Origin of the sequence: Actinocatenispora thailandica (assembly GCF_016865425.1) — a bacterium.
Lineage (GTDB): Bacteria > Actinomycetota > Actinomycetes > Mycobacteriales > Micromonosporaceae > Actinocatenispora > Actinocatenispora thailandica.
The window spans coordinates 7,362,688-7,379,378 of record NZ_AP023355.1 but is presented as its reverse complement, the minus strand read 5'-3'; the positions used below and the strand labels follow the sequence as shown (position 1 = coordinate 7,379,378).

Here is a 16,691-nt window from a genome sequence, read left to right as displayed (position 1 = left end):
AACGACCCGCGGCAGGCGGGCGGTGACGCGGAGGAATCCCGCAGGTGACCCGGGCGGTACCGAACGTGACGTCCGGTGCCGAAACCGCACAGCGGGCGGCCCCGGCGCGACGCCGTACGGGCGACGCGGTTCACTGTTCCGCGTGTCCCACCTGACCCCCTACGTGGAGCTGAGCCGCGCGCAATGGCGCACGCTGCGCAGGTCCACCCCGCTGGAGCTGACCGCCGACGAGCTGTCCCGCCTGCAGGGCCTGGGCGACGTGGTCTCGCTCGACGAGGTCGCCGACGTCTACCTGCCGCTGTCCCGGCTGCTGAACCTGCAGGTCGCGGCGCGGCAGCGGCTCAACGAGGCGACCCGGGTGTTCCTCGGCGAGACGCCGGCACCGGTGCCGTTCGTGATCGGCATCGCCGGCAGCGTCGCGGTCGGCAAGTCGACCATCGCCCGGCTGCTGCGCACCCTGCTCGCCCAGTGGCCGGACCATCCGCGGGTCGACCTGATCACCACCGACGGTTTCCTGCTGCCCAACGCGGAGCTGAAGCGGCGCGGGCTGATGGAACGCAAGGGGTTCCCGGAAAGCTACGACCGGCGGGCACTGGTCCGGTTCGTCACCGACGTCAAGTCGGGCCAGGCCGAGGTGGCCGCCCCGGTGTACTCGCACCTGACGTACGACATCGTGCCGGACGAGCGGAACGTGATCCGGCAGCCGGACATCCTGCTCGTCGAGGGGCTGAACGTGCTCCAGCCGGCACCCCGGCTGGCCGTCGCCGACCTGTTCGACTTCTCCCTCTACGTCGACGCGCACGCCGACGACATCCGGCGCTGGTACGTGGAGCGGTTCCTCAAACTGCGGCAGACCGCGTTCGCCGACCCCGCCTCGTACTTCCACCGGTTCGCCGTGCTGTCCGACGAGCAGGCGGTGCAGACCGCGACCGGCATCTGGGCGGCGATCAACGAACCGAACCTGGTCGACAACATCCGCCCGACCCGGCCCCGCGCCACCCTGGTGCTGCAGAAGGGACCCGACCACGCCGTCGAGCGGGTCCGGCTGCGCAAGCTCTAGACGGGCACTCCGCGCGGACCGCTGGGCCACCCCCGGGTGACGCGGCATCGAACACCTGTTCGATAGAGTGCCTGGTCATGACGGTGGTACGGGGCTGGTGGAACGGGCAGGACGATCCCGTGCGGCGGCAGCAGGTGGTGATCCACGAGCGGTCCGGGCGCTGGCGGGTCGACCACCTCGGCCCGCGCGAGTCGTACGAGTACGTGTCCTGCACCGGCCCCGACCAGGCCGACGCCGAGGCGGCCCGGTTCCTCACCCGCGGCACCGGCTGGCGCCCGCTCTGACCCCGGCCGCGGCGGCTGGCCGGCGGCGACCCGGACGACCACGGCGGCTGGCCGGCGCCGACCCGGACGACCACGGCGGCTGGCATGCTGGCGGGATGGCACTGCCGCGCTGCGCGATCCTCGACGACTACCAGCACGTCGCGCTGACCTCGACGGACTGGTCGCCGCTGGCCGGCCGGGTCGAGCTGGACCGGTTCGACCGGCCGCTGGCGCCGGACGAGCTGGCCGGCGCGCTGCGCGACTACCAGGTGGTGGTGGCCATGCGGGAACGCACACCGTTCCCGGCGACCGCGTTCGACGCGCTGCCCGACCTGCGGCTGCTGGTCACCACCGGGATGCGCAACGCCTCGATCGACCTGGCCGCCGCGGCGGCACGCGGCGTCACGGTGTGCGGCACCCGGGGCAGCAGTACCGCCACCGCGGAGCTGACCTGGGCGCTGATCCTCGGCCTGGCCCGGGGCCTGGTCGACGAGGCGAACGGGATGCGCGCCGGCGACTGGCAGCGCGGCATCGGCCTGGAGCTGCGCGGCCGTACTCTCGGGCTGCTCGGCCTCGGCCGGCTGGGCGGCGCGGTCGCGGCGGTCGGCCGGGCGTTCGGCATGGAGGTGCTCGCCTGGAGCCCGCACCTGACGCCGGAGCGCGCCGCGGCGGGTGGCGCCCGGCTGGCCGCCGACGCCACCGAACTGTTCGCGGCGAGCGACGTGGTGTCGATCCATCTGGTGCTGTCCGAGCGGACCCGCGGCCTGGTCGACGAGCGGTTGCTGCGGGCGATGCGGCCCACCAGCTACCTCGTCAACACGTCGCGCGGGCCGATCGTGGACCGGGCCGCGCTGCTGCGGGCGCTGCGCGAGGGCTGGTTCGCCGGCGCCGGCCTCGACGTGTACGACACCGAACCGTTGCCGGCCGACGACGAGCTGCGCCGGCTGCCGAACGTCCTCGCCACCCCGCACCTCGGGTACGTGACCCGGGAAACGTACGCGACGTTCTACGCCGACGCCGTCGCCGACGTGGTCGGTTGGCTGGACGGATCCCCGGTCCGGGTGCTCGGCTGATCGCCGGCCGGTACCGCCGTTTGCGGCTCGACGCGGCGCAGCGGCACGTAGCGTTGGCGGTGGCCAACGGGGGTGGCGGATGCGGATCGAGGACTACGCGCTGGTCGGCGACCTGCAGACCGCCGCGCTGGTGGGGCGCAACGGATCGGTCGACTGGCTGTGCCTGCCGCGGTTCGACTCGGCGGCCTGCTTCGCGGCGCTGCTCGGCGACGCCACGCACGGCCGGTGGCTGATCGGGCCGGTCGACCCGGTGACGCGCACTTCCCGCCGGTACCGGGACGGCACCCTGATCCTGGAGACCGACCTGGAGACCGCGGACGGCGCGGTCCGGCTGATCGACTTCATGCCGCCGCGCGAGCCCGGCACCCGGCCCCAGCTCACCCGGATCGTGCAGGGGCTGCGCGGCCGGGTACGGATGCAGGTCGAGCTGGTGGTCCGGTTCGAGTACGGGTCGGTCGTGCCGTGGGTGCAGCGGGTGCCCGACGGGGTGGTCGCGCAGGCCGGCCCGGACGCGCTGCACCTCGCCACCTCGGTACCGCTGCACGGGCACGAGCTGACCACGGTCGGCGAGTTCGACCTCGCCGCCGGTGGCACCGAGCGGTTCATGCTCACCTGGTTCCCGCCGTACCAGCCGCCCGGGCTGGTGGAGGACGCGTACTCGGCGCTGGCCCGGACCGAGCAGTGGTGGCTGGACTGGTCCGGCCGGTGCCGCTACACCGGGGCCTACCGCGACGAGGTGCTGCGCTCGCTGATCGTGCTGAAGGCGCTGACCGACCGGCAGACCGGCGCGGTGCTGGCCGCGCCGACCACGTCGCTGCCGGAGGACATCGGCGGCGAGCGCAACTGGGACTACCGCTACACGTGGCTGCGCGACTCGGTGCTGGCGCTCAACGCGCTGCTCGCCGGCGGCTACACCGACGAGGCGCAGGCGTTCGCCGCCTGCGTGTTCCGGGCCACCGCCGGGCACCCGGAGCAGATGCAGATCATGTACGGGATCGCCGGCGAGCGGCGGCTCGCCGAGTACGAGCTGGACCACCTGCCGGGCTACGAGGGGTCCCGGCCGGTACGGGTCGGCAACGCGGCGGCCGGCCAGTTCCAGCTCGACGTGTACGGCGAGGCGTTCGGGGTCGCCGCCGCGGTCGCCGGCCACTCCGGCCGGTACTCGGACCGGCAGTGGCGGCAGCTGCGCAAGCTGCTCGACTACCTGGACGGCGTCTGGCAGCAGCCGGACGACGGGATGTGGGAGTCGCGCGGGCCGCGCCGGCACTACACCCAGTCGAAGCTGATGGCGTGGGTGGCGTTCGACCGGGCGGTGACGATGGCGACCCGGTTCGACCTGGACGGCCCGGTCGACCACTGGGCCGCGACCCGGGACACGATCCGGGACGAGATCCTCGCCCACGCCTGGGATCCGCGGCGCGGCACGTTCACCCAGTACTACGGGTCCACCGCACTGGACGCCGGCGTGCTGATGATCCCGCTGGTCGGGTTCCTGCCCGGCGACGACCCGCGGGTCACCTCCACCATCGACGTGGTCCGGGCCGAACTCGGCCACGACGGCCTGCTGTCCCGGTACTCCACCGACGACACCGACGACGGCCTGTCCGGTACCGAGGGGCAGTTCCTGGCCTGCTCGTTCTGGCTGGTGGATGCGTTGGCGCTGAACGGAAGGCGGGACGAGGCGCGGGAGCTGTTCGAACGGCTGCTCGGGCTCGCGAACGACGTCGGGCTGCTCGCCGAGGAGTACGACGTGCGCCGCGGCCGGCAGGTCGGCAACTTCCCGCAGGCGTTCACCCACCTCGCGCTGATCAACGCCGCCCGGGTGCTCGGCAGCGACCACCCGAACCCGTTCGAGTCCAGCCCGCCGTCCACATAGGACAATGCAGCTGGGGCACCGCCAGCGGCCCGGTGCCGGGCCGCTGGCGGCGGATACCCACCCTAGGGCTTGCGCAGACCGGCCTCGATCGTGCCGATGATGCGCGGCCGCAACTCCGACGTCCGCACCACCGCGTCGACCGAACCGACCTCCACCGCCCGCTGGATGCTGTGGATCCGGTCGAACTCGGTGGCCACCTCGCCGATCTTCTCCGCCCGGACCGAGGTGCGCAGCTCGTCCAGCTCCGCGGTCAGCACGGCCCGCTCGGCGCCGGCCGCCGCGGTCACCCGCGCCTCCAGCTCCCGGACCCGCGGGTCGGCCGCGACGCGCGCCTTGACGTCACCGGCGAACACCACGGCCGCGGCCGGGGCACCACCCAGCACCGAGGCGTACGAGCCCTCCAGCGCCAGCACCGTCATGTTCGGGTTGAGCGCCTTGGAGAACACCACGAACGCGCCGCCGTGGTAGCGGGAGATCACGCAGAACACGATCGGGCCGTCGAAGTTGACGATCGCCCGGCCGATCTCCGCGCCGTATTCCAGCTGCAGTTTGCGCATCGACTCCGGGGAACCGTCGAAGCCGGACAGGTTCGCCAGCACCACCAGCGGCCGGTTGCCGCTGGCCGCGTTGATCGCCCGGGCCGCCTTCTTCGACGACCGCGGGAACAGCGTGCCCGCGGTGTACGCATCCGGCCCGTCGGTGGGCGGGAACCCGCGCCGCGGCACCGACCGCGACTCGATCCCGAGCAGGCAGACCGGGTACCCGCCGAGGTGCACGTCCTGCACCACCACGGTCTCCGCGTCGGCCATGCTCGCCCACCGCTCCAGCACCGGATGGTCCTGGTCGGACAGCGCCCGCATCACGGTACGGATGTCGAACGGCTTCTTGCGGTCCGGGTTGGCCGCCGAGAAGATCTCGCCGACGGTCCCGAAGTCGCTGCCCGCCAGCGAATGCGGGAAGTCGCTGACGTCCCGGTCCACCGGGTCGGTGGACGCCGCCCGCCGCGGCGTCGACTCGCCGGGCGCCACGTAGGTGTGGTCGTAGTGCGCGAGCAGCACCTCGTGCGCGGCGGCCAGGTTCGGCGCCCAGTACTGCGCCTGGCCGTTGGGGCCCATCACCCGGTCGTAGCCGCCGATGCCGAAGTTGTCGTCGGCCGACACGCCGCCGGAGAAGTCGAGCGCCTGCTTGCCGGTCAGCACCATCGCCGAATCCGGCGTCATCACCAGGATTCCCTTGGTGTGCATGAGCATCGTCGCCTCGGCGTTCCAGTACGGCTGGGCGCCGACGTTGATGCCCGCCACGACGATGTTGATCTCGCCGCCGTCCTGGGTGAACTCGACGATGCGCTTGAGCGCCGCCGCCACCCAGTCCATGTTCTCGGTGCCGGACCGCATGGCGATCCGGGCGCCGGACGACAGCGTGTACCACTCCACCGGTACCCGCATCCGCTCGGCCAGGTCGAGCGCGGCGATCACCCGCCGGCACTCCGGCTCGGACAGCGCGCCGAGCGACTTGGTCGGGTCGCCCAGCAGTACCACCCGGGTGACGCCCTGCGGGTGCCGCTCGGTGACCGTGGTGGCCACCCCGGCGACGATCCCCGCGGTGTTGCGGCCCTTCGGCCGGTCCACCGGCACCAGCGCGTGCGTGTCGTCCAGGTCGTGCTCGACGAACTCGCCGAGCAGGCCGGTCACCTCGTACGGGTAGACCGAGTTGCGGCTCGCCGCCCGCAACGCCTTCAACCGGTAGTCGTCCAGCGGCTCGACCGGCTCGTCCGACGGCTCACCGAACAGCAGCTGCACGCCGCCGCTGGCGTCGAAGCGGATCCGCATCGCGATCTTGTGCAGCGCGCCGGTCTGCGGGTCCCGCCGCCGGCCGATGAACAGGATCTCCTCCAGCCCGGCGCCGGAGGTCGCCGGCAGCACCCGCTTGGCGATGATGCCCAGCTCGTCGTCGGTCAGGTCGCTCGGCGGCCACACGTACAGCACGATCCGGTTGGTGTTGAACCGGTTCCGCGGCGACCGCCGGGACTGGGCCCGCCGGATCGAGTCGACGCAGGTGGCGATGACGTCCTCGGCGGTCGGCAGCGCGACCAGCCGGCCGTCCTGCTCCCGCAGCGGCGTCAGGTCGCGCACCTGGGCGAACGCGACGAGCCGGTCGTCCGACGGGTTCTCCGCCGCGACGGCCTGGAAGAGGTAGACCTCCTCGTCGGAGGCCGGCAGCCGGGTCAGGTCGAACCGGTTCAGCCGCTCCAGCTGCATCCGCTGCGCGATGTGCGGGTGCAGGCCGCGGATCAGCCGGTCCTCGGCCATTCCGGCGGCCGAGGCGCGGAACGTGAAGTGGTGGTGCATCACCCCGGCGCGGCTGCCCGCCACGGTCACGGTGAGCCGGCGCACCTGGTACGGCAGCGGATGCGCCCGGACCACCTCGGACAGCGCCGCCGCCATCTCGTCCGTCTCGGTGGGCTGGTTGTCCCACAGCAGGTAGACGTCCGCGTCGATGGTGGTGTCGCCGGTCGCCAGCTGCTCCAGGCCGGTCAGCGCGTCACCCAGCCGTTCGAACCGCACCGCCGCGGACACCAGGTAGGACCCGGCGCGCTCGGCGACGACGAAGGTACCGACCGGGACCCGGCTGGCCCGCACGTTGGTCAGGCCCTTGTTCCCGTAGTACCGCCGGGTCAGCACCTCCAGCAGCACGGTGTTGTCCAGGTCGGCGCGGGGCAGCCGCTGGCCGAGCAGCCGCACCAGCGGCTCGGTCGTCCGGACCATCTCGGCGATCCGCTCGGCGCGGTCCGGCGCGTCCGGATGCTCGTCCAGGTGACGCAGGTGCGCGCGCACCTTCGCGTACACCTGGGCCCGGTTGCGGCGCAGCAGCGGCTGGCCGAACCAGCCGAACACCACACCGCGGGCCAGGTCGGACACCACCGGGAACCGGATCTGGGTGGCCGACACCAGCCGCTCCATCGCCAGCCCGGTCGGCTCCCGCATCGTCCCGTCCGGCGGCGGCTCCTGCAGCCAGGCCCGCAGCAGCGCGGTGACCACGCCGGCGTCGGTGGCGGCCCGCTGCTGGGCCAGGAAGATCCGGAACACCGCCGCTTCCAGCTCCGGGCTGCGGGTCAGCTCGGTGATGCCGTAGTGCGCGAGCGCCCGCCGCAGCTTCGCCTGGAACGACTCGGGCAGCCCGGCCCGCTCCACGTCGAGGCTCTGCAGGTAGGCGTGGAAGTACTCGCGGGGACTGTGCACGTGGGTGTCGGTGCCGTCCTCGTCGGTCGGCCGGTTACGGCTCAGCTCGGCGAGATCGGCGAACACCTCCACCAGCGCCAGCTCACCGGACAGCGGTCGCTGCCCGGCCGCGGTGGCCTCGCGCCGCGCGGCCAGGTAGTCGTCGAGCACCCGTCGCTCGTCGTGCGGGTCGACGTCGAAACCGAGCAGCAGGCTGCGCAGATCCTCCTGACCGCGGCGAACGCGGTCGGCCGCCGGTACGGTGTCCGGCCCGGTCGGCAGGTCCAGCTCGACGGCCTCGGTGGTCTGCTCGACGACCGCCTCGGCGTCGTCGGCGTCGGCGAGCGGCTCCAGCCGCAGCAGCGGGGCGCCGGTCTCCACCTGGCTGCCCACCGTGACCGCGCACTCCTTGAGCCGGGCCCGGAACGGCGCCTGCAGCACCGTCTCCATCTTCATGCTCTCCAGGACCAGCACCGGCGCGCCGGCCTCGACCTCGTCGCCGACCGCCAGCGGCGTCGCGACGACCAGCGCCGGTACCGGCGAGCGGAGCACGCCGCCCTCGTCCCGGCTGACCCGGTGCGTCACCCCGTCCACCTCGACCAGGTGCACCGGCCCGTGCGTGTCGGTCAGCAGCTGGTACCGGGCGCCGTTGACCACGATCTGCCCGGTGTAGCGGTCGTACCGGTCCAGCTCGACGTCCGCGGTCCGCAGCTCGGCACCCGCCTCGATGCCGACCCGGAACCGGTGCGCACCGACCCGGGCGACCCGGACCCGGTAACCGACGTTGCGCAGCTTGAGGTCCAGCGGCCGGCCGCTGTCGTGCTGCACCTGCGGGCGGCCACCGAACGCGGTGGACAGCAGCCGCTGCCGCTCGACGCGCTCCTCGTCCTCGTACACCTCGATGCCGGCGGCGGCCAGCGCGACCGCGGAGTGCCGGTGCGACACCAGCCGGCCCTCGCCGCGGACCCGGTCGATCCAGCCGGTGTCGGCGCTGCCGTCGATCACCTCGGGCGCGTCCAGCAGGTCGAGCACGAAGCTCTTGTTCGTCGCGCCGCCCTCGATGACCACCGTGGTCTGCGCCATCGCCCGGCGCAGCCGGCCGAGCGCCTCGTCCCGGTCCCGCCCGTACGCGATGATCTTGGCGATCATCGAGTCGAAGTCGGCCGGGATGACGTCGCCCTCGCTGACCCCGGTGTCCACCCGGATGCCCGGGCCCGCCGGCAGGTCGAGCCGGGCGATCCGGCCCGGCGCCGGCGCGAAGTCCCGGTCCGGGTCCTCGGCGTTGAGCCGCGCCTCGATCGCGTGCCCGCGCTCGGCCGGCGGCTCGCCGACCAGCCGGCCGCCCGACGCCACCTCCAGCTGGGCCTTCACCAGGTCGAAGCCGGTGGTCGACTCGGTGATCGGATGCTCCACCTGGAGCCGGGTGTTCACCTCCAGGAACGCCAGCACCTGGGTACCGGGGTGGTACAGGAACTCGACGGTCGCCGCGCCCCGGTAGCCCACCGCCACCGCCAGCCGCTCCGCCGACGTCTTCAGCTCGACCACCTTGTCGGCCGGCAGTACCGGCGACGCCGACTCCTCGATGATCTTCTGGTTGCGGCGCTGGATCGAACAGTCCCGGACGCCGAGCGCCCACGCGGTGCCCTGGCCGTCCGCGATCACCTGCACCTCGACGTGCCGGGCGCCGGTGACCAGGCGCTCCAGGAACACCACGCCGCTGCCGAACGCGCGGGCCGCCTCCTGACTGGTCCGCTCGTACGCGTCGGTCAGCTCGGCCTCGCTGGTCACCACCCGGATGCCCCGGCCGCCGCCGCCCGCGGTCGCCTTCAGCATCAGCGGGTAGCCGATCTCGGCCGCCGCGGTCAGCGCCTCGTCCAGCGTCTCGACCGCGCCCCGGCTCCACGGCGCGACCGGTACGCCGACCTCCTCGGCCAGCAGCTTCGCGCCGATCTTGTCACCGAGCTTGCGCATCGCCTCCGCGCTCGGGCCCACGAACGTGACGCCGACCTGCTCGCACAGCTCGGCGAACGCCGGGTCCTCGGCGACGAACCCCCAGCCCACCCACGCCGCGTCGGCGTGCGACTCGCGCAGCGCGCGCTCCAGTACCTTCAGGTCCAGGTACGGCCGGGCCGAGGCGGGGCCGAGGTCGTAGGCGTGGTCGGCCTCCCGGACGAACGTCGACGCCCGGTCGACGTCGGTGTAGAGGGCGACGGTCTCGATCCGGTGCCCGGTCTGTGCGGACAGCTCCCGGGCCGCGTGGATGAGCCGCATCGCGGACTCTCCACGGTTGACGATGGCGACACGACTGAACACCCGACCTAGCCCTTCCGTAGACCAACGATGTGCGCGCCGCGCCGCGGCCGCCCCGGTCCACCATTCCGCCTGCCGACCCGTCCCGCCATGGAGCAACTAACGCACGTTCAGGACGCATCGTTGTAGGAACCCACCAAAAGCTCTCGGCCGGCTCCACCAATTCGACCAACCAGCCGATGCTATGACCACCCCGACAGGGCCCGCCATGGTGGTTCACCCAGGGTTGCGATCGCGACAGTGCGCGCGGTCGGGCAACGGCAGGCCGGGACGCCGGCGTTCCCAACAAATGCGGCGAAATGCCGCCGGCACCGGCGGCCGGCCCGGAGCGCTCCCCGGTACCGAGGCTGCCCGGTCGGGCGCCCCACTCCACGCCGCGCCGAGCCTCCGGCCCGACCCGCGGGCCGAAGGTCCCGCCCGCACCGGTGGGAACGGCACTGTGGCGCGCTCGGTGATGCGAACACCCTCAATTCGTACCCACCGAGCGAGAGAGGTGACGGTCATGACCGGCACGACACCAGGCACCGGGCGCATCGTGGTGGGAGTCGACGGCTCCGAGCCCTCGCAGCGGGCGCTGCGCTGGGCACTTCGCCAGGCACAGCTGTCCGGCGCTCGGGTGCAGGCCATCATGGCGTGGGAGGTGCCGCTCTACTACGGCATGTCGCCCACCCTCGACGTGGACCTGTCCGAGCAGACCGGCAAGGCACTCAACGAGCTGGTCTCCGACGCCGTCGAACGCACCCGCGCCGACGTACGGGTCGAGCAGCACGTGGTGCACAACAACCCGGCCCGCACCCTGATCAACACCTCGATCGGCGCCGACCTGCTGGTGCTCGGCACCCGCGGACACGGCGGCTTCGCCGAGGCGCTGCTGGGCTCGGTCGCGCAGAAGTGCGTGCACTTCGCGGCCTGCCCGGTCGTGATCGTGCCACCGGAACGGCAGTAACCGCAGTGCCGTCCCGGCGACGTCCGGGGCGCAGCCGCAGCGCCGGGGTCAGCGGTCCCGCCGGCACCCGAGCGAGTCGTACCACCTGGCCGGCCGACGACAGCCGGCCCGGGAACTGGATCGAGACGAGGGAGTACGTGATGGCAACCGCAGCACATGGACAGTCGCGACCGGCGGGCGCGATGCCGCGTACGGCTGTCCGGACGGTGAGCGCGGCGACGGCAGGCAGATACGTGCTGGCCGGGCTGCGCCTGGGGCTCGCATGGATCTTCCTGTGGGCGTTCGTCGACAAGCTGTTCGGTCTCGGCTACGCCACCCCGTCGCAGGGCGCGTGGCTCAACGGGGGCAGCCCCACCAAGGGGTTCCTGTCGTCCAGCGCGACGGGCCCGTTCGCCGGCTTCTACCACGGCATCGCGGGTGCGGGCTGGGCCGACTGGCTGTTCATGGTGGGCCTCGCCGGCGTCGGCCTGGTCCTGCTGACCGGTATCGGGATGCGGATCGGCACCATCGCCGGCGCGGTGCTGCTGATGATGATGTGGAGCGTGACGCTGCCACCCGCGCAGAACCTGTTCCTCGACGATCACGTGATCTACGCCGGGCTGCTGATCGCGTTGCTGCTGCTGAACTCCGGCGACACGCTCGGGCTGGGCCGCTGGTGGTCGCGTACCGCGCTGGTCACCCGGATGCCGTGGCTGCGCTGAGCCAGCCACCGACCGGGCCGTGAGGTCTCACCGGCAACCCTGCCGGTGAGGCCTCGCCACGTCACCGCCGCGCAGGACTCCCGCTCCGGGCCGCCGCGCGGCCTCCCCGTCCGGGCCGGGCTCCCCGGGACCGCCGGACGAGACTCCGCAGCGGGCTCGCTACAGCGGAACCGACCACTCCAGCCGGGTACCCGTGGGCTGCGCCGCCGACCAGGAGAAGGTGCCGCCGTGCTGGGTGGCGCGCTCCGCCATGTTCGCCAGCCCGCCGGTGGCCCGTACCGCGGCCGGGTCGATCCCCACCCCGTCGTCGGTGATCCGTACGTCGAGCCGGTCCGGGGCGGCCGACACGTCGATGGTGGCGGCGCTGGCCCGAGCGTGCCGGGCGATGTTGGACAGCGCTTCCCGGATCACCGCGGTCAGGCAGCCCCGAAGCTCGCCGGTGACCAGGGTGTCCACCGGTCCCTGGAGGGACAGCCGGGCGGTGAACCCCAGGGTCGACCGGGCGTGGTCGACCACCGCCCGGAGCTGGTTGCGCAGGTCGTCCTCCGCGGGGGCGCGCAGCTGGAAGATCGTGCTGCGGATGTCGTGGATGGTGGTGTCCAGGTCGTCGATCACCGCGTTGATGCGCTTGTGCACCTCCGGCTTGACGACGAGCTGGTCGGTGGTCGCCAGCTGGGTGCCGGCCGCGAACAGTCGCTGGATGACCAGGTCGTGCAGGTCGCGGGCGATTCGCTCGCGGTCGCCCAGGATGGCGAACAGCTGCCGCTGCTGCTGGTCACGGGCCCGTTCCAGGGCCAGCGCGGCCTGCCCGGCGAAGGTCTCCATCAACGCCATGTCGGGCGGTTCGACCGACCGCTGGTTCTCGGTGGTGGCGATGGCCAGGGCGCCGAGCGCCCGGCCGCTGGCCGACAGCGGTACCAGCAGGGCCGGCCCGGTGTGCAGCGACGTCGGCCATTCCGCGGCGTCGGCGAGGTCGGCGAGCGCACTGACCGACCCGCTGGTCACCCGCGCCAGCTCACCGACGTTCGCCGGCACCCGGGCCCCCTCCAGCTGGGCCTCGTCCACGCCGGAGACGACCCGGACCGTGAGATGCTCGGCGTCCTCGTCGGTGAGCAGCAGCAGCGTCAGGTCCGCCCCGGACACCTCGCGGGCACGATCGGCGATCAGCCGGAGCGCGCTGTCCTCGTCGATGTTCTCGGCCAACAGCACGTTGATGATCTCCGCGGACGCTTCCAGCCAGCGCTGGCGGCGGCCGGCCAGCTCGTACAGCTGGGCGTTGTCGATGGCGGCACCGGCGGCGACGGACAGCGCGACCACCAGTTGCTCGTCGTCGTCGGTGAACGACCCGCCGTCCCGCTTCTCGCTGAGGTAGAGGTTGCCGAAGACGCGGTCCCGGATCCGGATCGGTACGCCGAGGAAGGTGTGCATGGCCGGATGGTGCGGCGGGAAGCCGTAGGCGCTCGCGTGCCGGGTGATGTCGTCCAGCCGGATCGGCTCGGGGTTGTCGATCAACAGCCCCAGCACCCCGTGCCCCCGGGGCAGGTCACCGATCTCGCCCCGGGTCCGCTCGTCGATGCCGTGCGTGATGAAGTCGATCAGGGTGCGGTCCGGGCCGATGACGCCGAGGGCGCCGTACCGCGCCTCGGTCAGCCAGCAGGCGGACTCGACGATCCGGGTCAGGGTGCTGTGCACGTCGAGATCGGAGCCGATGGACACGACGGCGTCCAGCAGGGAGCGGAGCCGCTCGCGGCTGCGGGTCACCTCGCCCACCCGGTCCAGCAGCTCCCGGAGCAGCTCGTCGAGACGTACCTGGGGCAGCGGGCCGAGGCCGAGTTCGGTACGGCTGCCACCACCGGGCCGGCCGGGGGCCGTCGGATCAACCGCCATACGCAGAGCGTAGCCATCCGCCGACCACCATGCACTCCTTCGCCGGGCGTAGCCGGCGGGCACCTCCGCGGGTGACATCGTCCGTTCGGACGATGGGCACCGCTTCAGGTGTCGATCACCTCCGCCGGGGGCCGGCGCGGCTCGGGCGGCGGCGGGGTCGCGGCGGCGACGCCGAGGCGCAGCGCGATCATCGGGTGCCCGAGCTGGCACAGCAGGCCGGCCAGGGTGGCGCGGGTGGGCTCGACCTCGACGACGTTGCTGATCGGGTTCACCGAGATCTTGCGTTCGGTGGCCGCGATCAGCAACGCGGACAGGGCCTGCCCCGCGGCCAGCCAGTCGGCCGGTTCGTCACCGTCGCCGAACAGGATCGCGTAGTTCGCGCTCTGATCGTCACCGTCGCCCGCGGCGAGGCCGGCGTCGTCGTTGGGCAGGAACTCGCGTTGCGGCACCCGCCGGGGAATCTGCGGTACGACCGTGCCGGCGGTGACCCCGTCGCGGTGGCCGGCCGGCCGGTGGGTCCAGCGGGCGAGGTCGTTGCGTACCCGCGGGTCGGCGGTCTCGATCCGGGCGGCGTGCGCCGCCGCGACGATCAACACCGGGACCTGGTCGGGACGCAGCAGGTGCAGGTGCGCGCCGTGCCGCTCGACCTCGTCGCGCAGCTGTTCCAGCCGGTAGCCGGGGATGCAGACGTCCGGCGAGCTGGGACGGCGATCGGTACGTCGCGCCATCATCGCCTGGAACGCCCGCTGGTCCGCGAACGTCGGCTGCCGCGGCCCGCCGGTCCGCAGCACCGCCAGCAGATCCGGCGCCGTCGCATCGGGCCAGACGGTGAGCCGCGGCCGATGACCCATCGCGGCCAGCGCGACGGTGGCGTGGTGCAGGGCGATGCCGCAGCTGAGGATGAGCAGCCGGCCGTCCGGGTCGATGCTGGTGAGCTGGCGGGACCGGTCCGCGGACAGCTCCGCGGAGTCGTCGCGTACCCGCCAGCGCCACGGCTGGGTGTTGAGCAACGACGGGGCGCGCAGGGCGGCGAGCGCCGCCCGCTCCAGCGGGCCGTTCGCGCTGCATTCCCGGCTACGGCTGGTCGTGGCGCTGACGTTGATGGCTGGCACCGTTCTCATCTCCTCGAACCGCCTGTGGCCCCATGCTTGTCGCCGCCACCGCGTCCCGGCAGTGCCGTCCGGCCCGGTCTCGGCCGCACTTCGGCACCCGCGTGGGTGCGCCCGCGATGGCCGCGGCCGGCCCGATCGTCCGGTGCGGCCCGGGTCCGGGCCGTTCGGCCCCGGGAATCCGGGCCGTTGGACCGGCCGCACGGGCAGCCCGGCAGGAGTAGAACGGGGGAATGATCACGGTGTTCCTGCTCGACGACCATGAGGTGGTGCGTGCCGGTCTGCGCGGCCTGCTCGAACACGACGGGGAGATCGACGTCGTCGGAGAGTCCGGTTCGGCAGCCCAGGCGATCGCCCGGATCCCCGCCCTGCGCCCGGACGTCGCGATCCTGGACGCCCGGCTGCCGGACGGCTCGGGCATCGACGTCTGCCGCGAGGTCCGCTCGGTGGACCCGTCCATCCAGGTGCTGATCCTGACCTCGTACGAGGACGACGAGGCGCTGTTCGCCGCGATCATGGCCGGCGCCGCCGGGTACGTGCTCAAGCAGATCCGCGGCACCGACCTGGTGGCGGCGGTGCGGCAGGTCGCGGCCGGCCACTCGCTGCTGGATCCGGCCATCACCGAACGGGTGCTGGAACGCATCCGCCGCGGCACCGCGAACGAGCCCGACGAGCTACGCCACCTCACCGACCAGGAGCGTCGCATCCTCACCCACATGGCCGAGGGCGGCACCAACCGCGACATCGCCCAGACGATGAACCTGTCGGAGAAGACCGTCAAGAACTACGTGTCGAGCATCCTGGCCAAGCTGGGCCTGCACCGGCGCACCGAGGCGGCCGTGCTCGCCACCCGGCTGCTGGGCCGCGCCCGGAACTGACCGGCTCAGCCGGCGCGCGCCGCGCCGACCTCGGTCGCCGCCGGTACGGTCTGGGCGGCCTCGGCGGGACTCAGCACCGCCACCGGGCAGCCCGCGTCGCGCAGCAGGCCGTACGCGATCGGGCCCAGCGCCGCCCGCGGCGAACCCCGCTCGGCCCGGCCGATCGCCAGCAGGCTCGCACCCTGGCTGGCCATCGTCAACGCGGCCAGCCGGGAACCACCCAGGACCACCAGCTTGACCGCCACGCGGGGAAAACGCCGCCGCCACGGCTCCGTCTCCCGCTCCAGGAACCCCAGCGCCGCCGGCTCGGTGGCGAAATGGGTCTCCAACAACCGCTCGTCGAACCAGTACCCGCCCGCCGGCTCCGGCGTCACGTGCGCCGCGGCCAGCGGCAGGTCGTACGCATCGGCGTACCCGAACGCGAACTCCAGCGCCGACCGGGCGGCGGGCGACCCGTCCACCGCCGCGACGACCTGACCCCGCAACGGCCCCGGCATCCCGCCGTCGGCCCGCACCACCACCAGCGGGCAGCGCGCGGCCATCGCGGTACGCAGCGCCACCAGTTCCCGGCTGGCCCCCGGCCGGTCGGCGTCGGGTTCGGCGCCCAACACCAGCAGCTGCGCCGGGGCGGCCAGCCGCGCCAACGCGAGCGACGGGTCGCCGTGGCTCAGGCAGACCTGGATGCGATCGGCGTCCACCGTTCGGCGGGCCGCCTCCAGAGCCGTGGTGAGCAGCTCCGCGGCGTCCTCGCCGTCGCCGGACGGGTCCTGCCGCACGTGGCAGATCAGCAGGTTCCGGTGATCGCCCGCGGCCGATCGTGCCGCCCAGGCGAGCGCGGCGCGGCTGTTCGGCGTCCCGTCGACGCCGACCACGACGGTGTCGTTGTCCACAGTGGAGTCGTACATGACGCTGGCTTCTTTCCTGTTCGCCCTGCCGCTGCCGGCGGCCGCTGTCCTGCCGCCATCGTGTGCCGGTGTCGCGGGCGCCAGCAGTGCCGAACGATCCAGCGACGCCGGGACCATCGCCGGGCCATCGGGCCACCAGCCCCGGATCCCGGCCGGCGGGCGACGCTGCGGCGCAGACGTCGGCGGAACACGCGCGAAGGTCTCGCTGCGATTTGTCGTCATATGGCAGCACCGGGGCCTACCGAAGCCGCCGCGTTGGCACCGTCAAACCGTCCTGATCGGCGTAGCCTTGACGGCGGCAACCTCGATCGCGCCCCAGACCTCGGCGTTGAGATGAACGCGGAGACGGGCATTGGCACCGACGTTGCAGGATCCCGATCAGGCGTCCCCGGCCGCAGCGGCAGCAGGGCGCACCTTCCTCAGTTGGCTGCGTGCCGCCGTGCGCGGCACGACGGCACGGCAGCC

Annotated in this window: 11 protein-coding genes; 7 read left to right on the top strand and 4 right to left on the bottom strand. The window is 73.1% G+C overall.

The genetic code is table 11. The features are described from left to right. Nucleotides 1-142 precede the first annotated feature (142 nt). The 4 genes from coaA to Athai_RS33530 all read left to right on the top strand — a co-directional run bounded on the left by coaA (nucleotide 143) and on the right by Athai_RS33530 (nucleotide 4,272). Nucleotides 143-1,060: a type I pantothenate kinase gene (gene coaA, locus Athai_RS33545; RefSeq protein ID WP_203965190.1), complete on the top strand. Its 918-nt coding sequence runs from the start codon at nucleotides 143-145 to the stop codon at nucleotides 1,058-1,060. Nucleotides 1,061-1,137: 77 nt separating this feature from the next. Next, nucleotides 1,138-1,344, top strand: a complete 207-nt coding sequence (locus tag Athai_RS33540; protein WP_203965189.1) for a hypothetical protein — start codon at nucleotides 1,138-1,140, stop codon at nucleotides 1,342-1,344. Nucleotides 1,345-1,439: 95 nt separating this feature from the next. After that, nucleotides 1,440-2,396 carry a D-2-hydroxyacid dehydrogenase family protein gene (locus Athai_RS33535; protein ID WP_203965188.1) on the top strand — a complete coding sequence of 319 codons (957 nt, stop codon included), beginning with the start codon at nucleotides 1,440-1,442 and terminating at the stop codon, nucleotides 2,394-2,396. 79 nt (nucleotides 2,397-2,475) lie between these two features. Continuing rightward, nucleotides 2,476-4,272 (top strand): glycoside hydrolase family 15 protein, encoded by a 1,797-nt coding sequence (locus tag Athai_RS33530; protein ID WP_203965187.1) that lies wholly within the window; start codon nucleotides 2,476-2,478, stop codon nucleotides 4,270-4,272. A 62-nt stretch (nucleotides 4,273-4,334) separates the two neighbouring features. Here Athai_RS33530 and Athai_RS33525 read toward each other — a convergent pair whose 3' ends face one another. Beyond that, the gene (locus Athai_RS33525) at nucleotides 4,335-9,803 is read right to left on the bottom strand and encodes an ATP-binding protein (protein ID WP_203965186.1); all 5,469 of its coding nucleotides are present in this window, start codon (nucleotides 9,801-9,803) and stop codon (nucleotides 4,335-4,337) included. A gap of 499 nt (nucleotides 9,804-10,302) precedes the next feature. Between Athai_RS33525 and Athai_RS33520 the strand changes: the two genes are divergently transcribed. Together Athai_RS33520 and Athai_RS33515 are read left to right on the top strand one after the other, a co-directional pair. Next, a complete protein-coding gene (locus tag Athai_RS33520; protein WP_203965185.1) occupies nucleotides 10,303-10,746 on the top strand; it encodes a universal stress protein in 444 nt (147 codons plus the stop codon). Between the two features lie 182 nt (nucleotides 10,747-10,928). Then, nucleotides 10,929-11,447: a hypothetical protein gene (locus Athai_RS33515; protein ID WP_203966684.1), complete on the top strand. Its 519-nt coding sequence runs from the start codon at nucleotides 10,929-10,931 to the stop codon at nucleotides 11,445-11,447. 159 nt (nucleotides 11,448-11,606) lie between these two features. Here Athai_RS33515 and Athai_RS33510 read toward each other — a convergent pair whose 3' ends face one another. Beyond that, nucleotides 11,607-13,334: a sensor histidine kinase gene (locus Athai_RS33510; RefSeq protein ID WP_203965184.1), complete on the bottom strand. Its 1,728-nt coding sequence runs from the start codon at nucleotides 13,332-13,334 to the stop codon at nucleotides 11,607-11,609. A 104-nt stretch (nucleotides 13,335-13,438) separates the two neighbouring features. Beyond that, nucleotides 13,439-14,446: an Acg family FMN-binding oxidoreductase gene (locus Athai_RS33505; RefSeq protein WP_239157320.1), complete on the bottom strand. Its 1,008-nt coding sequence runs from the start codon at nucleotides 14,444-14,446 to the stop codon at nucleotides 13,439-13,441. A 230-nt stretch (nucleotides 14,447-14,676) separates the two neighbouring features. On the opposite strand from Athai_RS33505, the gene Athai_RS33500 reads away from it, so the two are divergent. Further along, nucleotides 14,677-15,321 carry a response regulator gene (locus tag Athai_RS33500; protein ID WP_203965183.1) on the top strand — a complete coding sequence of 215 codons (645 nt, stop codon included), beginning with the start codon at nucleotides 14,677-14,679 and terminating at the stop codon, nucleotides 15,319-15,321. 5 nt (nucleotides 15,322-15,326) lie between these two features. Here Athai_RS33500 and Athai_RS33495 read toward each other — a convergent pair whose 3' ends face one another. Beyond that, nucleotides 15,327-16,226 (bottom strand): universal stress protein, encoded by a 900-nt coding sequence (locus Athai_RS33495; protein ID WP_203965182.1) that lies wholly within the window; start codon nucleotides 16,224-16,226, stop codon nucleotides 15,327-15,329. Between the last annotated feature and the right edge of the window lie 465 nt (nucleotides 16,227-16,691).

What these genes read in the sequence shown, in the direction of transcription:
- Athai_RS33540 (WP_203965189.1), top strand. Translation starts at nt 1,138, where the DNA reads ATGACGGTGGTACGGGGCTGGTGGAACGGGCAGGACGATCCCGTGCGG.
- Athai_RS33535 (WP_203965188.1), top strand. Translation starts at nt 1,440, where the DNA reads ATGGCACTGCCGCGCTGCGCGATCCTCGACGACTACCAGCACGTCGCG.
- Athai_RS33530 (WP_203965187.1), top strand. Translation starts at nt 2,476, where the DNA reads ATGCGGATCGAGGACTACGCGCTGGTCGGCGACCTGCAGACCGCCGCG.
- Athai_RS33520 (WP_203965185.1), top strand. Translation starts at nt 10,303, where the DNA reads ATGACCGGCACGACACCAGGCACCGGGCGCATCGTGGTGGGAGTCGAC.
- Athai_RS33515 (WP_203966684.1), top strand. Translation starts at nt 10,929, where the DNA reads ATGCCGCGTACGGCTGTCCGGACGGTGAGCGCGGCGACGGCAGGCAGA.
- Athai_RS33510 (WP_203965184.1), bottom strand. Translation starts at nt 13,334, where the DNA reads ATGGCGGTTGATCCGACGGCCCCCGGCCGGCCCGGTGGTGGCAGCCGT.
- Athai_RS33500 (WP_203965183.1), top strand. Translation starts at nt 14,677, where the DNA reads ATGATCACGGTGTTCCTGCTCGACGACCATGAGGTGGTGCGTGCCGGT.
- Athai_RS33495 (WP_203965182.1), bottom strand. Translation starts at nt 16,226, where the DNA reads ATGTACGACTCCACTGTGGACAACGACACCGTCGTGGTCGGCGTCGAC.